The organism is Hymenobacter rubidus, from assembly GCF_016734815.1.
GTDB classification, from domain to species: domain Bacteria; phylum Bacteroidota; class Bacteroidia; order Cytophagales; family Hymenobacteraceae; genus Hymenobacter; species Hymenobacter rubidus.
In genome coordinates this window covers 114,865-135,603 of record NZ_JAERQF010000004.1, presented here as the reverse complement: position 1 = coordinate 135,603, position 20,739 = coordinate 114,865, and the positions used below count along the sequence as shown (strand labels likewise).

The window sequence follows — 20,739 nt, the reverse complement described above, 5'->3', positions numbered from 1 at the left end:
ATCTCCTCTACCTGACCACATGAATCCACGAGATAAGCGCGACCTACCCGAAGTAGTGGCCGAAATTCTCATTGAGCAACACGCCATGCGCGAAGACATTGCCGCCTTGCGACGAGAGATGAAAGAAGAAATCGGTGGGCTGCGGCAGGAGATGAAAGAAGAAATTGGCGGGCTGCGGCGGGAAGTACGCGACGGCTTGGCTGAACTGGCGCAAACCTTTAATGGCATGACCAATGCTATTCTGGATGCCATGAATCGAGGCACTGACCGATACATCGGTACCGGTCAGGAAATCGACCAGCTAAAAACCCGCGTCACCAAACTTGAAAACCCGGCCACGGACGCCGCCTAATCATTAGCGCGGCGCTGGCGCACGGCCTCGAAGGCCAGCACCGCCCCGGCCACGCTCACGTTGAGCGAGTCGATGCGGCCCATCATGGGGATGATGATGGTTTCGTCGCAGGCAGCCTGGGCGGCGGGGGTCAGGCCGTCGGCTTCGGTGCCGAGGACGAGAGCCGTGGGCGGGCCGAAGTCGCACTCCAGGTAGGAATGTGCCTGGGGCGTGAGGGCAGCGGCGTAGCTGCGGATGCCTTTCTGGCGCAGGAAATCAAAGATTTCGGCCATCGGCGCAGCCACTACGGGCACTGAAAACACGCAGCCGATGCTGGAGCGGATGGTATTGGGGTTGAATAAATCGGTGCGCGGGTCGCCGATGAGCACGGCATCGACGGGCGCGGCGTCGGCGGTGCGGAGGATGGCGCCGAGGTTGCCGGGCTTCTCCACGGCTTCGAGCACGAGGACGAGTGGGTTGGCGGGCAGGCGCAGGTCGGCGAGGGTACGGGCGGGCGTTTTCAATACGGCCAGCAGGCCATCGGAACCTTCGCGGTAGGCTACTTTTTCGAAAACCGGGCGGGTGACTTCGAACCACTCGGGCGCGTCTTTTTTGCCGAGAAACAACTTTTGCAAATCCTTTAAACCGGTTTCGCCGGCCAGCTCGGGGCAGGTGTAGAGCGTGGCCACGGCCACCCCCGCCTCAACGGCAATGCTAAGCTCGCGCAGGCCTTCAACGAGGGTGAGGCCCAGGGCGCGGCGCTCGGCCGATTTTTGCTGCAGCTTTAGGAGCTGCTTGATGCGCGGATTCTGGGGGCTGCTGAGGCGGTCAGTCGGGGCGAAGGGCATGGGCGCAAAGATACCGGCGGCGCGGCTGGCCCAACCTAGGCGCACCAGCCGGCGTAGGGCGGGCCAGTACCTTCGCAGCGCATGAAATCAAAAATCGACACAAAAATAATTGTTGGCTTTGCCTTAGCCATCGGGGTGCTCCTGCTCACGGCAGCGGCTTCGTTCTGGAGCATCCGGGGCCTGAGCGTGCAAACCGATAACGTGCAGCACACTTACCAGGTGTTGCAGGAAGTGGAATCGGTGACGGCCGTGCTCAAGGATGCGCAGGCCGGCACTCGGGGCTACCTGCTTACCGGCGACACGGTGTACCTGCGGCCCTACAGCATGGCCACCGGCCAGCTGCCGGCCAGCCTGGAGCGCCTCCAGGCACTCACAGTCGACAACCCCGCCCAGCGGGCCCGTCTCGACTCGCTGCGGCAGCTGGTGGAGCAGGAGTTTCGGATTTTGCGGCCCCTCACGGAAATCAAGAAATCCATGAGCCATTCGGCCATGCAAACGCTGCTCGATACCGACCGGCAAACGCTGCGGCAGGTGCGCCTGCTCTACGCCCGCATCAAGCAAAACGAAATGGCGCTGCTGGCCCAGCGCAGTGCCTTGCAGGACGTTTTTGAGAAAGCCACGCCCATTGTGGTGCTGGTATCGGCGGTGCTGGCGGTGCTGATTGTGGTGTGGCTGGTGACCAAGATTGTGCAGGAGCTGGCCGACAACCGGCGCCTGCAAAGCGAGCTGGCCGACGTGAATGCGGAGGTGAGCCGGCGCATTGCCCAGATTCGGGCCCTGGCCGAGCAGATTGTGCAGGGCGACTACACGGTCAGAATCACCGACTCGGCCGGTGACAACCTGGGGGGCCTGGCCGCGTCGCTCAACCGCATGACCCAGACCCTGGACGCCAGCTTCAGCGCCCTGGAAAAGCGGAACAAGGAGCTCGACCAGTTTGCCTACGTGGCCTCGCACGATTTGAAGGCGCCGCTACGGGGCGTGACCACCATTGTGAAGTGGATTGAGGACGAGCTGTCGGCCGAGCTGTCGCCGCAGCTGCGCACCTACCTCGACCAGATGAAGGGCCGCCTCGCCCGCCTCGAAGACCTGATAAACGGCCTGCTGGCCTACGCCCGCGTAGGCCGCACGGCGCAGTCGCGCGAAAACACCGACGTAAGCCAGCTGCTGCACGAAGTAGCCGACTTGGTGGTGCCGCCCGATTTCAGGCTGCGCATCGGCCCCGACATGCCCACCTTCGTCACCGACCGGCTCAGCTTGCAGCAAGTTTTCACCAACCTGCTCTCCAACGCCGTGAAATACCACCAGCGCGGCGCCGGCCACCTGGAGGTGACCTGCCAGGACGCCGGTGATTTTTATGAGTTTCGGGTGCAGGACGACGGGCCGGGCATTGCGCCGGAATACCACCAGAAGATTTTTCTGTTGTTCCAAACGTTGCGCGACCGGAACACGGCCGAAAGCACCGGCATCGGGCTCAGCATCGTGCAAAAGATTATTAATGAGCAGCAGGGCACCATTCGGGTCGAATCGGCGGTTGGGCAGGGGGCCGGCTTTATCTTTACGTGGCCTAAGTGAAAATCAATTGACAGTTGTCAGTTAACAATGAACAGTTCGCGCTTTACTTGCTGTTACCCGTCAACAACACAATGAGGCCGTTTGGGAAGTCCCCTTTGGCCGTCATGCAGAGCGCAGCGAAGCATCTCGCGTGCCAAAGTAAACCAATCGATTGAGTTACTATCACAAGCAAGATGCTTCGCTGCGCTCTGCATGACGGCCAAAGGGGACTTCCCAATCAGCTTCACTGCCCACTGCTGATTGTTAATTACTCATTGTTTTTATGCGTTCTGTATTACTAGTCGAAGACGATATTTTTGATACGATGACGGCGGAGAAATCCTTTGCCAAATTCAACGTGCCGCACCAGCTGCACACGGCCTTCAACGGCGAAGAAGCGCTGGACCTGCTGCTGGGCCGCAACGGCACCGAGCCCCTGCGCCCCCTGCCCGAAGTGATACTGCTGGACCTGAACATGCCCCGCATGAACGGCCTCGAGTTTCTGACCGAGCTGCGGGCCAACCCCGAAATTGCTCATATTCCGGTGTTCATCACCACCACTTCCAGCATGGACGTGGACCGCCTGAACGCCGATAAGCTGGGCGTGAGCGGCTACATTCTCAAGCCCCTGGACTTTGAAACCGGTTCCGACCTGGCCGACAGCCTCAGCCTACTGGAAAAGCTGCTGAACTAGCGCCGCGGCCGTGGCCGGTTCACGCCCAACGCGCAACGGGCATCATTCACTTGAACTTCACGAAAAAATAACGGAATTTACGCCCGCCACGCCTCGTTCAGTTTTGACCAAACCAAGCGTTTCCCGGTGGGCTTCACATGCGGGATTTGAATTATTAACCGGGCGCTGGCGCTTTGTTCTACCTTCGGTCATTATCTTGTCCATTCCATGAAAATTCCCACTTTTTACGCTGTATGGCTGCTTGTGCTGCTGGGCGCATACGCGGCACAGGCGCAGGACGACGGCCCCCGCCAGCTTGGGACGCTGCCGGCCATGCCGCCCCCGGCCAAGCCGCGCGCGGTGCCAGCCCCGCGCCAGCTGGAATCGGTGCCCGTGGTGCCGACCGATACCACACGCCGCGCCGCCGTTACCGCGCCCCTGCCGGCGCCCATGCCGCCCGCCGCCCCGGTGTATGCGCCCACCCCGGCGGGTCAGCTGCCGGGCAATAATGCCCGCCCGCCCCGCTTTCAAGTGGGGTTGAAAAACGGGATGGTGTATACGGCCAACGACGTGGAAACCAAAAACCCGCTCTTTGGCCGCTCTTACCTGCTGCTGGACGGGCAACGCAAGTTCGACCTGACCGAGATTGGCTTCTACGAGGATGAAACGGGCCACTACGTGCGCACCACCCTGCCCAACTCCTCGCGCGAGGCCACGCTGCGGCGCGAAAAAACCGGCCGCATCAGCCTGTATTCCATCACCACCACGCAGTATAGCTCGGGGCCGGGCGGCTTTGGCTACCCCAGCTACGGGGGCTTTGGCTACGGCGGCTACGGGTACGGCGGCTACCCCTATGGCGGCTACCGCACCATCAAAACCGAGTATTTCTCGAAAGACAACGGCCCCATTCAGAATCTGACGTCCAACAATTTGATGCTGGCCACCAAGGACAACGCGGGCGCGCAACAGCTGTTGCTAGAGTCGCGGCGCTACCAGCAGGCCACCGTGGCGAGCTACCTGGTGGGCGGCGGCCTGCTGGTGGCCGGCCTGATGCAGTCGTTGCGGGCCACCGATGGCCGCGCAACTATCTCGCCGCTGGTGTATGTGGCCCTGCCGGTGCTCATTGTACCCATTGTGCTGCAAAGCAAGCAGGCCAACAACCAGCGCCAGGCCATTGCCCTGTATAATTCGGCGCGGTAGCGGCCCGTCGCTTTCGTCTGCCTCCGCAAAACCCCGGCCCCGCCGGGGTTTTCTTTTGCCTGCCTGGCAGCGCAGGCAGTCGTTTTTTCGAGCAACCTTGCTGATAGACCGGAACTTGCCGACTACTTTAGACCTGCTGAGACTTCGCATTCACTCTAGCAGCTACCCGAATATGAGTACACCAGTTCGAACTCACCGCTTATTTCTCAATCATTAGCAAGTCGTAGCTATGAAAAAGCTCTTTTTGCTACTGATGCTGGGCAGTCTGGTTTCGATATACGCCGACGCGCAGCCTTCGCTGACCTGGCAGCGCATTTACCGGAAACGGCAGCTTGATACTTATCTCAGCGTCAGCTTTGGGTATCGCATCAGTTCTGCTCGCTACGTGCTTGGGGGCCGGCTGGTAGTACCTGACCCAACGGTGACGCCGGGAACCGGGCTTCGCAGCAGTCCTGGGTTATTATTTCTCAACGCGGCGGGGGACAGCATTGGGTCCCGATTTCATACACTACGCGGCTTGTCTCCGTCAGCGCCGAATGCATCCATCCGCGACATCTGCCGCACGCCAGCTGGGGGTATTGCTGCGACGGGCTGGATGCTGGACTCAGTGGACCACTACAGCAACTTTTTTTACACCTGCGACACATTGGGGAGCCGGCTAACCCCGTTCCGGTATTTTAACGTACATTCTTACGGGTCGGCGTCTGACTCAAAGATGCTGCCGCTGCCCGATGGATACTTGGTCTTGGTGGGCACCACCACCAGCCCGGCACAGGTGTCAGCGGTAACTCACCAATTGGGGGCAGTCTTTAAACTTGACCTGCAAGGCAACGTGGTGTGGCAACGCCTCTTCCCCGAAGTGGATTTGTTGATAAACGACATCGTTCCCCGGCCCGACGGCTCGTACGCCTTGATTGGTAACCGGCTATTCTACCGCCAAGGGCAGGCCAGTCCGGTCCATGTGTGGGTCGGGGGGGTGACAGCTACGGGCGACACCCTGCCCGGACGGCTCTATCCTGGCCTTCACGGTACCGACTACACCTTTGCCAACGCCGCTGCCCTTACCCCCGACGGCGGACTGTTGCTAGCTGGCTATTCCAAGGGCCAGGGGTTAACGGCCGGTAGCACGCTGTTCAATCAAGGCTTACTTGTTAAGTTAGATGCCCAAGGCACCGTGCAGCAAACCCGCACCATTGTATCTCCGGCATGGGGTGCTAGCTATTCGGATGCCGGCTCTCGGTTGTTCCGGCTCAGCGTATTAAGCAATGGGGATGCGTTGGCTTTCGGTTATTACAGCACCATTACCGGCATAACCACGAGTGCATTTAGTTCGTTTCTGGGCGGTTTCGCGGCGGTAACCTTGCAGCCTAGCTTTCAACTACTGGATTCCCCGCTTACGGGTAGTTACCCCACCCTACTGCACGAGGCAAATGGACAACTGCGGGTGCAAGGAGGATATGCTTCCAGTAACCGCAACGGCGGCACGCTGGTACGCGCCTACCAGAACGCGGGCGTGCCCTACCAGCCCAACCTGTGCGCCACCCCGCCCGTGCCCAACGCCGGCTACGCCTTCAATGCCGCCCGCGACACGCTGCGGCTGGCGGACTTTTCCACGGGCGGGGGCATCTACGCCGTGGTGAGTGCCTGGCACTGGTCCTTCGGCGATGGCAGCACCTACGATGGCCGCACGCCACCGCCTCACCGCTACAATGCGCCGCCCACCGCCGCCACGCCCGTCACCCTCACCGTCACCAACAACCTGGGCTGCTCGGCCACGCAGATGCTCTTTCCGTTTGCATTGAGCACGGCGGCGCAGCGCGAGTTAGCGGCGCGGGTGCAGCTATTTCCCAGTCCAGTGGCTTCCGGTGGTGCCGTTACGGTGCAATGGCCCGGTTTGCAGCCGAGCCCGGTTGAGGTGCGGGGAGAATTGTTAGACGCGCTGGGCCGGGTGGCCCGGCATTTGGCTTGGCCGGTGGCCACCATAAGCCAGGGCGTTGCTTTGGATATTGCTGGTTTGGGCGCGGGGCTATACATGCTGCGCCTGCAAGCTGCCGAAGGCACCGCCACGCGCCGGCTGGAAGTGCGGTAGGACGTGCGGGCTGACTTCAGGCCTTTGAAGCAATTTAGAAAGTTGATAGCACGTCATGCTGAGCTTGTCGAAGCATCTTTACTGCGTAAGTAATTCAGTTACTATTGCGGTAGAGATGCTTCGACAAGCTCAGCATGACGTTCAAAGGCTTCGAAAAAATTTTCTAAACCGCTTCGTTTTTGCCAGCCCCCTCTCGAAGCTTTCGCTGCTGGTAGTAGCGCAATGCCAACCTTTCGCAAGGAGAGGCAGTACCTCGCTGGATGCCAATTACTGCTGATACCGATTTTGCCGCCCGCCAGGCCAAGGCGCTGCTGGTACACGAGCGGCTCTGCGCCGAATACGGTGCACCGTTCCCCTTCTTCAGCACCAAAGACCCGCTGAGCGAGCTGGTGAGTGCCCTGCTGTCGCACCGTACCAAAAATGCCGACTCGCACCGAGCCTACCAGGAGCTTACCGCTACTTTTCCGACCTGGGAAGCCGTGCGCGACGCCTCCACCGAGGCGGTACAGCACGCCATTCGGGCCTGCACCTGGCCCGAGCAGAAGGCCCCGCGCATTCAGGCCGTGCTGCGCGAAATCAGCCAGCGGTGTGGGTCTGATGCGCCGTGCTCCCTGGATTTCCTGGCCGACATGCCCATTCCCGAAGCCCGCGCCTGGCTGGAAAGCATCAGCGGCGTGGGGCCCAAAACCAGCGCCGCCACGCTCCTGTTCAGCACCCTGCGCATCCCGGCCATGCCCGTCGACAGCCACCACCACCGCGTGGCCCAGCGCCTGGGGCTGATAGGGCCCAAGGTAGGCGAAGGGCCGGCCCACAAGCTATTGGAGGCCCTGTTGCCGCCCGACTGGACTGCCCAGCAGGTGTACGACCACCACGAGGCCCTCATGTTTCACGGCCAAAAGTGCTGCTACTTCAGTGGCCCGGCTTGTGGCCGGTGCGTGGTGCTCGACCAGTGCCCGTTTGGCCAGGCGCGCCTGGGCCGCCCGGCATAAGGTAATTTTGCCGAATGGCCATTCTGCACCTCAAAGCCAAACCCGGCAGCCGCGCCAATCAGCTGCTCGTTGGGCCCGACGGCTCGGTGACGGTGCGCCTGAACGCGCCAGCCCAGGATGGCAAGGCCAATGCCGTCCTGCAAGCCTTTCTGGCAGCTACCTTCGGTGTAGCGAAAAGCCGGGTGACGCTGCTGGCCGGGCACGCCGCGCCGTTTAAGAAAGTAGAATTGGCGGAAGTGAGCGAGGAGGAATTGCGGCAGCGGCTGGCGCAGTTGCGCGGGGCTGGGCTGGCAGTAAACAAAACGGTCATGCCGAGCGCAGCCGAGGCATCTCGCTTGGGGCAGTAATCCAATCGTAAGAATTACTTCGGCACGCGAGATGCCTCGGCTGCGCTCGGCATGACCGTTCAAATTGAATGATTCCCTAGCACGCTACTTCCCGCGCTTCCAGCGGTAGTACTTGCGGTACCAGGGCGAGGTTTTTTTGAACAGGCTGCTGGCGGTTTCGTTCGGGAACATGTTGATGCGGAACACCTGCATCCGGTCGTCTTCCAGGTGCAGGCCGCCGGTGTCGGTGGCCACGCCCAGCGCAAAGCCGGCTTCGCGCACCAGATTTTTCACGGCGTCGTTGAGGTCGCCGTAGGGGTAGGCAAAGCTGACGACTTCGGTCTGCAGGCTGGCTTCCAGGGCCGCTTTGCTTTCCCGGATTTCGTGGGCGGCGTCGGGCAGCGGCAGGGTGGTGAGGCGGGGGTGCGACAGGGTGTGGGCCCCGATTTCCCAGCCGGCGGCCACGAAAGCGTGCTTTTGCGGCAGGTTCATGATTTCGCAGCGCGGCTCGGTGGGGTCGGTGGCCAGGTCCCATTGGTTGTAACGCACGTCGGCATCGCCCAGCAGATAGAGCACGCCCCGGTAGCCATATTGCTGCATCAGCGGCAGCAGGTTGGTGTAGTTATCGGTATAGCCGTCGTCGAACGTGAGGATGATAGGGCGCGTCGGAAAGTCTTTCAGGGCGTATTCCCCACGGGCAAACCGGAGGTAATCAGCAAAGGTGATGGGGGTTAATTTCCGCTGTTTGAAATAAGCAAGGTGCTTTTCAAAATTGTCCTTCATGACGTAAATCTGGTGCTTGGTGGCCAGCGCCTCCAACGGAATTTTGTGGTACATGAGCACCGGAATGAAGCTTGGCACAGCCTTGCGCATGCGGGCGGCCTGGTAGGTTTCGAGTACCCGCGCCGCAATGACCGGCAGGTTGTAGTGCGCCTGCACCTGCCGTTGCAGCGCCGCCGAAACCAGTTGGGGCGCCTGCAAAAACGCTCGCGCATCGGCCAGCAGCGCGGCAAAATCAACTTCCGAAGAGCTTAACCGGGCCGAGATATCGCCGAAGTTAGATGCCGCCGCCGAGGCAAAAGTTTCTTCCGTGACGAGGCCCGCGTAGCTGGCTTCACCCAGCGCCAGCACGGGCCGGGCCGCGCCCAGCGCCTCAATGGCCACGCGGCCGGCCCCAATTACGAGCGTGGTCCGGGCCAGCCAGCCGGGCACATCGGAGGTGAAGCCCACCACCTCGATGCGTTCGCCGAAATTGTCCTGCAACTGCGCCAGGGCAGTTTTGCCGGCCGTCGGCAGGTGCTCCAGCTCGCCGCCAATAAGCGCCACCCGCAGCGCCGGAAACTCGCGCAGCAGCGCCGGAAACACCTGCGCCAGCAGCGCCGCCGCCCGTTCGCCTTTGCCCCCATTGAAACGCCCAATAAACGCAACCCTTGATGGGTTGCTTAATGAAGAATGAGAAATGAGGAATGAGGAATTTTCCTGCGTTCCCAATTCTTCATTCTTCATTTTTAATTCCTCCTTAAGCGAAGCGTCAAAGTCTACCCCATTGGGAATGTGCACGATTTTGGCGGCGTCCATTTTCACCTCTGTAATGAGGTGTTCGCGCAGGTTATCGCAAATGGCAATGACCTTGTCGCCATACACATCGAGCAGCGAGGTGGACGTATGCAGGTGCTGGCGGCCGTGCACGGTGCTCACCAGCGGCACGCGCAGGCCGCGCAGAGCGAAGTAGCTTACCCAGCTGGCTGCCCGCGAATGGCAGTGCACCACATCAATATTCTCTTTCTGAACAACTTGGCGAATAATGCGTGCATTACGCAGCCGCTCCCGGTAGCGGCGGTTGCTGATGTTGGCCCACACCAGCGTGGCGCCGGTAGGCAGCGGGTCGGCATCGGCCACTAGCCACACCTGATGGCCCTGAGCGCGGTGGGCCTCCGCCAGTTGCACGGCGTAGGCCACGGAGCCCGCGAAAAACTCAGCCGACAAAACGTGGAGAATGCGCATGGCGCAAAGGTATTGCCGCGGCGTATTGCAGACCGAAGAAGGCACGTCCTGCTGAGCGCAGCCGAAGCATCTCTGCTGCGATACTAAAAGTGATTAGTTGCGCGGTAGAGATGCTTCGACTCCGCTCAGCATGACGCTCTATTTTAAACCCGCACCTCCTTACCCCCAGGCCCGGCCTGCCACGTTGTCCATGTATTTCTGGCCGTTGCCGGTGTTGAGAAGCAGGATATTCTCGTCGGGGCGGATAGCGCCGGCGGCTAGGAGCTGGCGGGCAGCCGTCCATACCGCGCCACCTTCGGGGGCCACAAACAGGCCTTCGTGCTGGCCGAGGTCGCGCATGCCGGCCAGCATCCCTTCTTCGCTCACGCTCACCACCGTGCCGCCCGACTCACGCAGCACCCGCAGCATCATGTCCTCGCCGAGCGGGTGGGGCACGGCCAGGCCGTTGGCCAGCGTGGCGTGGCCCTGATAGGCGTGGCAGTTGGGCTGGCGGCCTTCGTAGGTTTCGAGCAGCGGGCAGCAGTTTTCGGCCTGCACGGCCACCATGCGCGGCAATTTCACACTGGCCGAGAGCCAGCCGAGCTGCTTCATTTCCTGAAACGCTTTCCAGATGCCGATGAGGCCGGTGCCGCCGCCAGCCGGGTACAGCAGCACGTCGGGCAGTGTCCAGTTGAGCTGTTCGGCAATTTCGTAGCCCATGGTTTTCTTGCCTTCGAGGCGGTAGGGCTCTTTCAGAGTCGAGATGTCGAGCAGGGCGCCGTCGGCATTGCGCTGGCGCACGCGGGCGCCGCAGTCGCTGATGAGGCCGTCGACCAGCTCCACTTCGGCCCCGTACCAGTAGCATTCTTCTTTGAAGGCGGCCGGCGTGTGACGCGGCATCACCACCACCGCTTTGAGGCCGGCACGGGCGCAGTAGGCAGCCAGGGCCACGCCCGCATTGCCGGCTGTGGGAATAATGCAGCCTTCTACGCCCAGCTCTTTGGCTTTGGAAACGGCCATGCTAAGACCGCGCGCTTTAAACGAACCGGTGGGATTTTGGCCTTCGTCCTTGAGCACAAGGGAGGACAGCTCGTAGCGCGCGGCCAGGCGCGGCAAGCGCAGCAGCGGGGTCAGGCCTTCGCCCAACGTGACTTTATTTTCTTCGTGCAGCAGGGGCAGCAGCGCCCCGTAGCGCCACATGGAGGTATCGGCTTGGTCGATGACGGCGCGACTCAAGGGCTCGTGCAGGTCGTAATCGGCCACCAGCGGCACGTTGCAGCAGGCCGACACGCGCTGCAAATCGAAAGCGGAATATTCGGTGCCGCAGGCGGAGCAATGCAGCGCCGCAAGGCGGGAAAGGGATTCGGAGGCGACCAGTTTCATGGAGCAAAGTACGGATGTGCTTTGCCCGAGGTATGCCCATTTGGGATGGACATTTGGAATAGGCTATGCCTTGCTGGAATAGTAGCGCCGCGTGAACTGCAGGAAATCCTTGTAAGGAGCGTTATTCTCGGTGCCCTTGCGCTGAATAAAATTGAACTCGCGCTTCAGGGCGAACCCCTTGATTTTGACTTCTACAAACTCGCCCGAAGCCAGCTCTTTTACCACCGCCTGCCGGGGCAAAAAAGCCAGGCAGGTGTCGACGCGCACGAAGTTTTTGAGGGCCTCGGTGCCGCCCAGGCGCACGCGCACCGGCAGAGCCGCCAGCTTGATGCGGTGCCGGGCCAGGGCTTCTTCGAGCACCGCCAGCGTGCCCGAGCCGGCCTCGCGCAGCGCCAGCGGCGTGGTGAGCAGGTCGTGGACTTCGAGGGTGCGTTTTTCCAACGGATTGTTGGCGGCGCACACGGCCACCACGTCATCTGTGAGCAGCGGGGTGTAGGTCACGTTGCTCACTTTGTGAATGCCTTCGATGATGCCCAGCTCGATTTCGTGGTCGAGCAGGGCGCGCAGGATGTTATCGGAATTGCGGTTTTTGAGGCTAAGCTGGCGGTTGGGGTGCTTTTGCAAGTAGGCCGACACCACGGGCGGCAGCACGTAGAGCGAAATGGTGGTGCTGGCCCCGATGAGCAGGTGCTGGCTGGGCGCGAAATCCGGGCTCAGCGCGCTCATTTCCTGGTGCAGTTCCTGCTGCAGCTGCTTGGCCTGCAGCAGCTTTTCGTAGAGCTTGCGGCCGGCGGGCGTGAGCTGAATGCTGCTACCCAGGCGCTCAAACAGGCCGGTTTTGTAGTGTTCCTCCAGCGCTTTCACCTGCTTGCTCACGGCCGATTGGCTGGTGAACAGCGCCTGGCTGGCCTTGGTGAAGCTCAGGCGCTGAGCTACTTCCAGAAACACTTCGTGCGGGTGCGAGAGCATGATGGGAAAGGGGTAGAGACGCGTATTTGCGGCTCATCGTTGAACAATAACGCCTGAACGGTGCGTGCGAATGTTCAACGACGAGACGCAAATATGCGTCTTTACCTCAGTCTGCGCTGAAACGCATCCAGAAACAGCCCAACGTGGTAGCCATCGCCCAGCCCGTGGTGCAGGTGCACCGATACGGGCATTTGCAACGTCTCGCCATCCCGAAAAACCTGGCCGAAGGAGATTTTCGGGCAGCTGTCGGGATGCGTGAAGCTGCGGGCGTGCGAGAGCGCCGTAAAACGCACCCACGGCAGGGCCGAGCAGTGCACCACATCGGGCCGGGCCGTGGCGTCGCTCAGCCGCAGGCCGGTGCTGGCCTGCACGGCCGCGATTTCGGCCTCGGCGGAAGCGATGAAACCGTCTAAGGCGTTATTCTGCTCGATAAAGGAGAAAGCAAACGTGTGGTCGGGCCGGCCGAGGGTAGCGGAGGCGTGAATGCGGTCGTACAGGCACACCTGGCCGTTTTCGATGCGGTAGCGGAAGGCCTCCACTTCGTTGGCCGCTTCCAGGGCGTGGTAGAGGTAGTAGAGAAAAAAGGACACGCCCAGTTGCTTAGCGGCGACTTGGGCGGCCGTACAATCCACGTGGGCCGTGAGGCCGAAAAAGGGTTCTTCAAAAGCCGAGAAAAAGGCAAAATGCTCGCGGCGCGGCCAGGTATCGAGGTCAATCAGGTGCTTCATGGCGGGCAAAGGTCGGTAGCTTTGCACTGCTGACCATTGAGAACGGTCATGCCGAGCGCAGCCGAGGCATCTCGCGTGCCGAAGTAATTCTGACGATTGGTTTACTATAGCACGCGAGATGCCTCGGCTACGCTCGGCATGACGTTCTAATTCATTCCCGCCATGCCCACGCAAACCTTCATCGCCTTCGACGCCGACGACACCCTCTGGCCCAACCAGCCGCACTTCGACCACGTCGAAGCCCAACTGCTCCAGATTCTGGCGCCGTATGCCGACCACGCCACCATCAATGCGCGGCTCTACGATGTGCAGCGGGCCAACATGCAGTTGTTCGGCTACGGGGCCAAGTCGTTTATGCTCTCGATGATTGAAACCACGATTCAGCTCTCGGGCGGCGCGGTGGTGGGAGCCGAAATCCAGCGAATTCTGGATTTGGGGAAGAATTTGCTGCGCTTCGTCATCGAGCCGCTGCCCGACGTGGTGGAGGTGCTTACGGAGCTGAAGCAGCGCGGCCACCAGCTCATCCTGCTCACCAAAGGCGACCTGTTCGACCAGGAAAGCAAGATTGCTCGCTCGGGCCTGGGCGACTTTTTCGACTACGTCGAAATTGTGAGTGAAAAAGATGAGCCCACGTACCACCGCCTTTTCGCCCGCCTCGGGGCAACGCCCGAAAACTTCGTGATGATTGGCAACTCGCTAAAATCCGACATTCTGCCGGTGGTGAAGCTGGGTTTCCCGGCCATTCACGTCCCCTACCACGCCAACTGGATTCATGAGCACGTGCCGGCCAAACTGCTGGCGGGCGTGGAGTTTCGGGTAGTGGAGCGGCTGCGGGAGGTGCTGGATTTGGTGGGGTAATGGTAATGGCAGGCTTCGGTGGGGCAACGGGTATGCGATGAAGTAAAATATCACGATTAACCTATCGTTAAGCCGCGCAACGCTGGCGCTTTTCTGCTACCTTCCGGCGCATTTCCACTCTCCTCCCCCATGCTGGCCCGTTACCGCTTTTTGCCCCTGCTGCTGATGCTGCTGGCGGCTTCGTCGTGCTCGAAAAAAACCGCCCAAGAGCAGGCCGCCGAAACGGCCCAGACCGACGGCGACGAAATCGACCCCTACTCCAACCTGGTTTTCACCTTCGATGAAAAGGTGGTGGACGAGGCCCAGCAAAACCGCTGGGACACCACGCGCTACGTCATGTTCTCGCCCAATATTCGCGGCAAGTTCAAGTGGACCGGTGACCGGGAGCTGACGTTTTCGCCGCTGGAGCCCTTCCGGCCCAGCACCGTTTTTTCGGCTGCATTGCGGCCCGAGACGTTGCCCAGCGGCAAGCAGAAGCTGGCCCTGAACCGGCCCCGCTTTCACACGCCGTATCTGGATATGGCCGCGCCGCAGGTGTTCTACGGCAGCTCGAAGCGGGCGGCGGGCACGGCGGAATTGCGCGCCAACCTGGTTTTTAACTACCCCGTGCGGCCTTCGGACGTGAAAGCGCGGCTGAAGGTGACGCAGGGCGGCAAGCCCGTGGCGGTGGAAGTGAACTCGGCCGAGCCGGATGCGCTGGTGGCCGTAACGTTTATGCAGGACGTGCCGCCGGGCACGCCCGTGCAGATTGACATTGCGCCCGGCCTGCGCCCGGCGGCCGGCACCAAGGCCACCGAGAAAGTCCTCACCGCCCAGGCCGAAATCCCCGACCAAAGCACGCTGGAAGTGCGCGAGCTCACCGGCTCGCTGCTCAACGGCCAGCCCGTGGTGACACTGCTGCTCAACCAGCCCGTGAGCGCCACCGACGTGCAGCCTAATCTGAAGGTGACGCCCGCCGTGGCCTTTTCGGTGGAAGCACTGGAAAGCGGGCTGGCGCTACGCGGCGGGTTTGAGGTGGGCAAAACCTATCAGGTTTCGCTGGCGGCGGGCACGCGCGGGCTACTAGGCGGCAGCCTGGGCGAGGCGTTCAGCCAGGCGGTTTCGTTTGGCGATGAGCGGCCGAGACTGAGTTTCACCAGCAGCGACAAGGCCATGTACCTCGATGCGCTGGGGAATCGAAATCTGGGCCTGCGCATTAACGAGGTGGCCAAGGTGAAGGTGACCATTGCCAAGGTTTACGCCAATAACATTCAGCAGCTGCTGCGTGGCGAAAAGCAGTACGGCTACCCCGAATACGACGAGGACGAGCCCCGCGAATCGAACACCGACGAAAACGGCGACTACATCGACCGCAGCTTTCAATATTATGATACCGAGAACATCGGCAACGTGCTGTCGGAGCGCACCATTTCTGTCGATGGACTGCCCAAGGAAGGCGGCCTGCGCTTGCTCAATCTCAACCTGAAAGACCTGGAATTTCAGGGGCCGATGAAGGGCCTGTACGTCATCCGCGTGCAGGATACCGAGCGGCAGTGGCTGCAGGTGAGCAAGCTGGTGGCTGTGACGGACCTCGGCCTCATCGTGAAGCAGGGCGCGACGGGCGGCACGGTGGTGTTCGCCAATTCCATCCGCACGGCCGAGCCGCTGGCGGGCGTGACGGTGAACCTCGTGAGCTCGAATAATCAGGTGATTGGCACGACCACGACGGACAAGTCCGGCGTGGCGCAGTTCGATTCGGCCGCCAGCATGAAGCGTTTCACGCTGGGCATGATTACCGCCGTGAAGGATGCCGATTTTTCCTTTCTGGATTTGACCAAAAGCCGGGTGGAAACTTCGCGGTTTGAGGTGGGCGGGCTGACCTCGAACGCGGCGCATTACCAGGCGTTTTTGTACGGCGACCGCAACCTGTACCGGCCCGGCGACACGGTGCGGACCAACACCGTTATCCGCACCGAGGACTGGAAAACCCCACCGTCGGGCCTGCCCATGAAAATCCGCCTACTGCTACCCAGCGGCAAGGAATACAGCAGCTTGCAGCAGAAGCTGAGCGCGGCGGGCAGCTTCGAAAGCCGCTTCATTCTGCCGCCCACCATCATGACGGGCCTCTACACGATGGAGGTGCTGACCGGCAACGACGTGCTGCTGACCTCGCGCCAAATCAGCGTCGAAGAATTCATCCCCGACCGCATGAAAGTGACCGTGACGGCCGCGCCCAAAACCGTAAAACCGGGCCAAGACGTGACGGCCAGCATCACGGCCGTGAACCTCTTCGGCCCGCCCGCCGCCGACCGCAAGTTTGAGGTCGAATTTTCGCTCAAGCAGAAGACCTTCGCCCCCAAGGGCTACGACGGCTACAGCTTCACCATGAACAGCGGCGAGCGGCGGCGCAGCACCAACGAGGACGGCGAAACCAGCAGCGAAAGCGCCCTCACCGCCCGCTTCGAGAAAACCGTGCGCGAAGGCACCACCGATGCCGCCGGCCACGGCACCGCCACCTACACCGTGCCCGGCTACCACGACCTCGGCACGCTGGAAGGCGTGGCCTTCGCCACGGTGTTCGACGAAACCGGCCGGCCCGTGAACCGCCTCGCCACCTTCGACGTGCAAACCCAGTCCACGATGTTCGGCATCGCTAACCTGCCCGACCTCATCAGCACCAAACAGCCCCTCACGGTGAAACTGCTGGCCCTCTCCCCCAACGGCCAGCCGGCCCTCGCGCCGGCCGAAATCAAAGTGGTGCGCCTGCTCTGGGAAACCGTATTGGAGCGCCAGGGCGGCCGCTACGTCTACAATTCGCAGCAGCGCGAGCAGACCATTCTCCGCCAGACGCGCTCCATCCGGGCGGCCACCAGCTTCAGCTTCACCCCCATCTACTCGGGCGAATACGAGGTGCGCGTGAGCCGACCGGGGGCCAGCAGCTACGTCACGCAACGGTTTTACGCCTACGGCTACGGCGATACCCAGGCCAACTCCTTCGAGGTGAACAACGAGGGCGAGGTGACCATTGAGGCCGACAAGCCCAAGTACGCCCCCGGCGAAACGGCCAACCTGCTGCTGAAATCGCCCTTCGCCGGCCGCATTCTGGTGACGGTGGAGCGGGCCAACGTGCTCGACCATTTCTACGTGACCACCGACGGCAAGGCGGCCGAGGTGAAAATCCCCATCAAAGCCGAGCACGTGCCCAACGTGTACGTGACCGCCACCGCCGTGCGCGCCCACACTGCCCAGGACCGCCTGCCCCTCACCGTGGCCCGCGGCTTCCTGCCCCTGACCGTGGAAAAGGCCGATTCGCGCCTCGCCGTGGCCATTGCCGCGCCGGCCGCCAGCCGCTCCCAAACCTGGCAAACCGTGGAAATCACCACCGCGCCCCGCGCCCAGCTCACCCTGGCCGTGGTGGACGAGGGCATTCTTCAGCTCAAAAACTACCAGACGCCCGACCCGCACGCCTACTTCTACCAGAAGCGCGCCCTCGAAGTGTCGGCCTTCGACGTGTACCCCTTCCTGCTGCCCGAACTCGGCACCAGCAGCAGCGGCGGCGATGCGGCCGACCTGCACAAGCGCACCAACCCCGTGCCCAACCGCCGCGTGAAACTGGTCTCGAAATGGAGCGGCGTGCTCACCGCCGACGGCGACGGCAAAGTGCGCTACCGGGTGCGCGTGCCGCAGTTCAGCGGGGCGCTCCGCATCATGGCCGTGGCCTACAAAGACGATGCCTTCGGCTCAGCCGAATTCACGATGAAGGTGGCCGACCCGGTGGTGATTTCCACGGCGCTGCCGCGTTTCATGAGCCCCGGCGACACGATTGACGTGCCCGTTACGCTGACGAATACGACGAATAAGACGCTCAAAGTTGCTGTAGGCTTCAGTTCCACAGGATTAGAGAGGAAACCTGTATCTATCTCAAAAATCAAAATCACATTCCCATATGGTTCATCTGGAAAAGAATTTAGAACAGTCGTCCGTGACTCTCCCAATTATGCGGAAGACTCTGCTTTTAGTGAGGTAACATTACTTCCAGGGAAAGAGCGCAGATTGGTATTCACCAGCATATATGCAAAATCAGTTGGCATCGCGAATGTGAGAATTGGCGCTAGACTAATCAACGGTAGTGTTATAATTGATAATAGCCCTACCAATCCTCCAAAATCAGGGCGAAACATAGCTGTAAAGGATGAGCGTACTGGTTCACGAGGGACATTCTCCGAAACCATTGAACTTCCAATTCGCCCCGCTGCCTCGCTCGAAAAGCGCACCGGCAGCGGCGTGATTGCCGGCGGGGCCACGCTCCTACTCAACCTGAAAACCGATTTCCTGCCCACCTCGCTCAGCAGTCGGCTGGTGGTGAGCCGCTCGCCGCTCACGGAGTTCAGCAAGGATTTGCGCTACCTGCTGCAATACCCCTACGGCTGCCTGGAGCAAACCGTGTCGGCCGCCTTCCCGCAGCTCTACTACGCCGATTTGGCGGCCACTTTGCAGCAGAAAACTGGTGCCGGCCCGAGAGCCCAGCGCTACAACCCCAACTACCACGTCCAGGAAGCCATCCGCAAGATTGAGGCGATGCAGCTCTACAACGGCAGCCTGAGCTACTGGCCGGGCGGTGACTACGACAACTGGTGGGCCACCGCCTACGCCGCCCATTTCCTGCAGGAAGCCCAGCAGGCCGGCTTCGCGGTGAATAAATCCGTGCTCGACAAGGTGCTGAAATACCTGGCCTTCCGCCTCAAAAAGCGCGAAACCGAGCCCTACCAGTATTTCGACGTCAGCAACATCGCCCGCCAGCGCACGATAGCCAGCAAGGAAATTGCCTACTCGCTCTACGTCCTCGCCCTGGCCGGCCGCCAGGACCCCGTGGCCATGAACTACTACCGCGCCAACCGCCCCCTGCTCACCGAAGACTCCCGGTTCTTGCTCGCCTGCACCCAGAGCCTGCTCGGCAACCAGCGCGCCTTCCGCGAGCTGCTGCCCACCAAGTTCGGCAGCGAGCGAGCCGCCCGGCGCGCCCTCGACGGCTCGTTCTACTCCCCCATCCGCGACGAAGGCCTCATCCTCAACGCCCTCGTCAGCACCGACCCCAACAACCCGCAAATCCCCGGCATCGCCCGCCAGCTCAGCCGCCAGATGAAGCAGGCCTACTGGCTCAGCACCCAGGAAAGCGCCTTCGCCCTCCTCGCCCTCGGCAAAATAGCCCGCCAGAACGCCCGCAGCACCGCCACCGCCACCCTCTTCATCGACGGCAAACCAGCCGGCAACTTCGACGGCAAAGACCTCACCCTGCGCAACGTAGCCAATCGCAACGTCAGCATCCGCACCACCGGCAAAGGCAGCCTCTACTACTTCTGGGAAACCGAAGGCATCTCCGCCAGCGGCCAGGTGAAGGAAGAAGACGCCTACCTGAAAGTCCGCCGCCAGTTCCTGAACCGCGACGGCGTGCCGCTGGGCACCCCCACCTTCCGCCAAAACGACTTAGTGGTAGTGCGCATCAGCATCGAAGCCGGCGATGCAGCGGGTGAAGTGAAGAACGTAGCCATCACCGACCTGCTCCCGGCGGGGTTGGAAATTGAGAACCCGCGCATCGGGGCATTACGCGAGCTGGCTTGGGCGAAGGATGCCGCCACGCCCGATTACCTGGACGTGCGTGATGACCGGATTAATATGTTTACGACGGCCACGGGCAAGCCAAAGCACTTTTATTATTTGTGCCGTGCCGTGTCGAAGGGCACCTTCAAGCTGGGGCCGGTGAATGCGGATGCGATGTATAATGCGGATTACCACAGTTACAATGGAGCGGGAACGGTGCGCGTGCGGTAGTGCGCTAGCGTGGCGCCTCACCCCCGGCCCCTCTCCGAAAAGGAGAGGGGAGCCTGACAATTTCTATTAGGAGCATCTCCGGTGCCCCCTCTCCTTTTCGGAGAGGGGGTCAGGGGGTGAGGCGCCCGTCAAGCCTGCTTCAGCGTCAATTTTAATAGTTCGAAAAATAATGAAACACCTTCTGTTCCTTTGCTTGATTGCTGTAGTTGAAGCAAACAGCCCAGCACCACTGCCCCGGAACGCGCCTGATGGCCTGGCATGGCAGCAGCTCGCTCCAGGCCTGGCACTGGGCGAATACACACCCGCGAAAAAATCCGGGATAGGCGATTCCAAAATCACCGTTATTCGCATCGACCCGAAGCGCTACACCTTCCGCCTGATGGAATCGGCCCGATTTAAAAACCAGCGCCGCACGGCCGCCCAATGGTGCCAGCAGGAAAAGCTGATTGTCTGCATCAATGCCGGCATGTACGAGCCCGATGGGCGGAACGTGGGCTACATGCGCAGCCACAAGTTCGTGAACAACGCGGTATTCAACGCGGATAACTGCCTCCTGGCTTTCAGCCCCATCGATAGCCTGCGGCCCGAAATCAAGCTGATAGACCGGGGCTGCGCGGCCGATTGGGAGCAACAGGCCCAATGCTACCAATCGGTTTCGCAAAGCATCCGCATGATAGACTGCCATCGGAGGAATACCTGGGCGCAACAACCCAAAAAATGGAGCTCGGCGGTGTGGGGCATAGACAAAGACGGGCAGGCGCTGATGATATTTTGCCGCTCGCCCTACACCATGCACGACTATGCGGACATTCTCCTGCAATCGCCGCTTAACATTCAGCAAGCCATGTATTTGGAGGGCGGTCCGGAGGCCAGTCTGTATGTAAAAAGTGGCCGCACTGAGCGCAACCTGGTCGGCAGCTACGAAACCGACTTCAATGAAAACGACGATTCGCGGGAAGCTTTTGCGCTGCCTAACGTCATCGGCATCGTGAGGAAATGAGCA

General features: G+C 61.2%; 15 protein-coding genes. 10 read left to right on the top strand and 5 right to left on the bottom strand.

Features of this window, described 5'->3' with window-relative positions:
• Positions 1-19: 19 nt before the first annotated feature.
• Positions 20-352 carry a hypothetical protein gene (locus JKL48_RS04575; protein ID WP_201979167.1) on the top strand — a complete coding sequence of 111 codons (333 nt, stop codon included), beginning with the start codon at positions 20-22 and terminating at the stop codon, positions 350-352.
• Here the strand turns inward: JKL48_RS04575 and JKL48_RS04570 are convergent.
• A complete protein-coding gene (locus tag JKL48_RS04570) occupies positions 349-1,179 on the bottom strand; it encodes a TrmH family RNA methyltransferase (RefSeq protein WP_201979165.1) in 831 nt (276 codons plus the stop codon). The genes JKL48_RS04575 and JKL48_RS04570 overlap by 4 nt on opposite strands.
• An 81-nt stretch (positions 1,180-1,260) precedes the next feature.
• Between JKL48_RS04570 and JKL48_RS04565 the strand changes: the two genes are divergently transcribed.
• The 6 genes from JKL48_RS04565 (at position 1,261) to JKL48_RS04540 (ending at position 8,028) form a co-directional block, all read left to right on the top strand.
• Positions 1,261-2,751: a sensor histidine kinase gene (locus JKL48_RS04565; RefSeq protein ID WP_201979163.1), complete on the top strand. Its 1,491-nt coding sequence runs from the start codon at positions 1,261-1,263 to the stop codon at positions 2,749-2,751.
• Positions 2,752-3,013: 262 nt separating this feature from the next.
• Complete coding sequence (locus JKL48_RS04560; protein ID WP_201979162.1) at positions 3,014-3,424, top strand: response regulator; 411 nt, start codon at positions 3,014-3,016, stop codon at positions 3,422-3,424.
• Between the two features lie 207 nt (positions 3,425-3,631).
• Positions 3,632-4,603 (top strand): hypothetical protein, encoded by a 972-nt coding sequence (locus JKL48_RS04555; RefSeq protein WP_201979160.1) that lies wholly within the window; start codon positions 3,632-3,634, stop codon positions 4,601-4,603.
• A 229-nt stretch (positions 4,604-4,832) separates the two neighbouring features.
• Positions 4,833-6,692 (top strand): PKD domain-containing protein, encoded by a 1,860-nt coding sequence (locus tag JKL48_RS04550; protein ID WP_201979157.1) that lies wholly within the window; start codon positions 4,833-4,835, stop codon positions 6,690-6,692.
• 260 nt (positions 6,693-6,952) lie between these two features.
• Positions 6,953-7,681: an endonuclease III domain-containing protein gene (locus tag JKL48_RS04545; protein WP_236668618.1), complete on the top strand. Its 729-nt coding sequence runs from the start codon at positions 6,953-6,955 to the stop codon at positions 7,679-7,681.
• A gap of 14 nt (positions 7,682-7,695) precedes the next feature.
• Positions 7,696-8,028 carry a DUF167 domain-containing protein gene (locus JKL48_RS04540; RefSeq protein WP_201979154.1) on the top strand — a complete coding sequence of 111 codons (333 nt, stop codon included), beginning with the start codon at positions 7,696-7,698 and terminating at the stop codon, positions 8,026-8,028.
• Positions 8,029-8,112: 84 nt separating this feature from the next.
• Here JKL48_RS04540 and JKL48_RS04535 read toward each other — a convergent pair whose 3' ends face one another.
• The 4 genes from JKL48_RS04535 to JKL48_RS04520 form a co-directional block, all read right to left on the bottom strand.
• Positions 8,113-10,011, bottom strand: coding sequence for a glycosyltransferase (locus JKL48_RS04535; RefSeq protein ID WP_201979151.1), 1,899 nt, complete (start codon positions 10,009-10,011; stop codon positions 8,113-8,115).
• 159 nt (positions 10,012-10,170) lie between these two features.
• Complete coding sequence (locus JKL48_RS04530) at positions 10,171-11,373, bottom strand: threonine synthase (RefSeq protein ID WP_201979138.1); 1,203 nt, start codon at positions 11,371-11,373, stop codon at positions 10,171-10,173.
• A 63-nt stretch (positions 11,374-11,436) separates the two neighbouring features.
• Positions 11,437-12,342: a LysR family transcriptional regulator gene (locus JKL48_RS04525; RefSeq protein WP_201979135.1), complete on the bottom strand. Its 906-nt coding sequence runs from the start codon at positions 12,340-12,342 to the stop codon at positions 11,437-11,439.
• A gap of 101 nt (positions 12,343-12,443) precedes the next feature.
• Complete coding sequence (locus tag JKL48_RS04520) at positions 12,444-13,070, bottom strand: CatA-like O-acetyltransferase (protein ID WP_201979132.1); 627 nt, start codon at positions 13,068-13,070, stop codon at positions 12,444-12,446.
• A gap of 162 nt (positions 13,071-13,232) precedes the next feature.
• Between JKL48_RS04520 and JKL48_RS04515 the strand changes: the two genes are divergently transcribed.
• The 3 genes from JKL48_RS04515 to JKL48_RS04505 all read left to right on the top strand — a co-directional run bounded on the left by JKL48_RS04515 (position 13,233) and on the right by JKL48_RS04505 (position 20,736).
• Positions 13,233-13,928: an HAD family hydrolase gene (locus tag JKL48_RS04515; protein WP_201979129.1), complete on the top strand. Its 696-nt coding sequence runs from the start codon at positions 13,233-13,235 to the stop codon at positions 13,926-13,928.
• A 129-nt stretch (positions 13,929-14,057) separates the two neighbouring features.
• Positions 14,058-19,736: an alpha-2-macroglobulin family protein gene (locus JKL48_RS04510; protein ID WP_201979118.1), complete on the top strand. Its 5,679-nt coding sequence runs from the start codon at positions 14,058-14,060 to the stop codon at positions 19,734-19,736.
• 193 nt (positions 19,737-19,929) lie between these two features.
• Positions 19,930-20,736, top strand: coding sequence for a phosphodiester glycosidase family protein (locus JKL48_RS04505; RefSeq protein WP_201979115.1), 807 nt, complete (start codon positions 19,930-19,932; stop codon positions 20,734-20,736).
• The last annotated feature ends 3 nt before the right edge of the window (positions 20,737-20,739 follow it).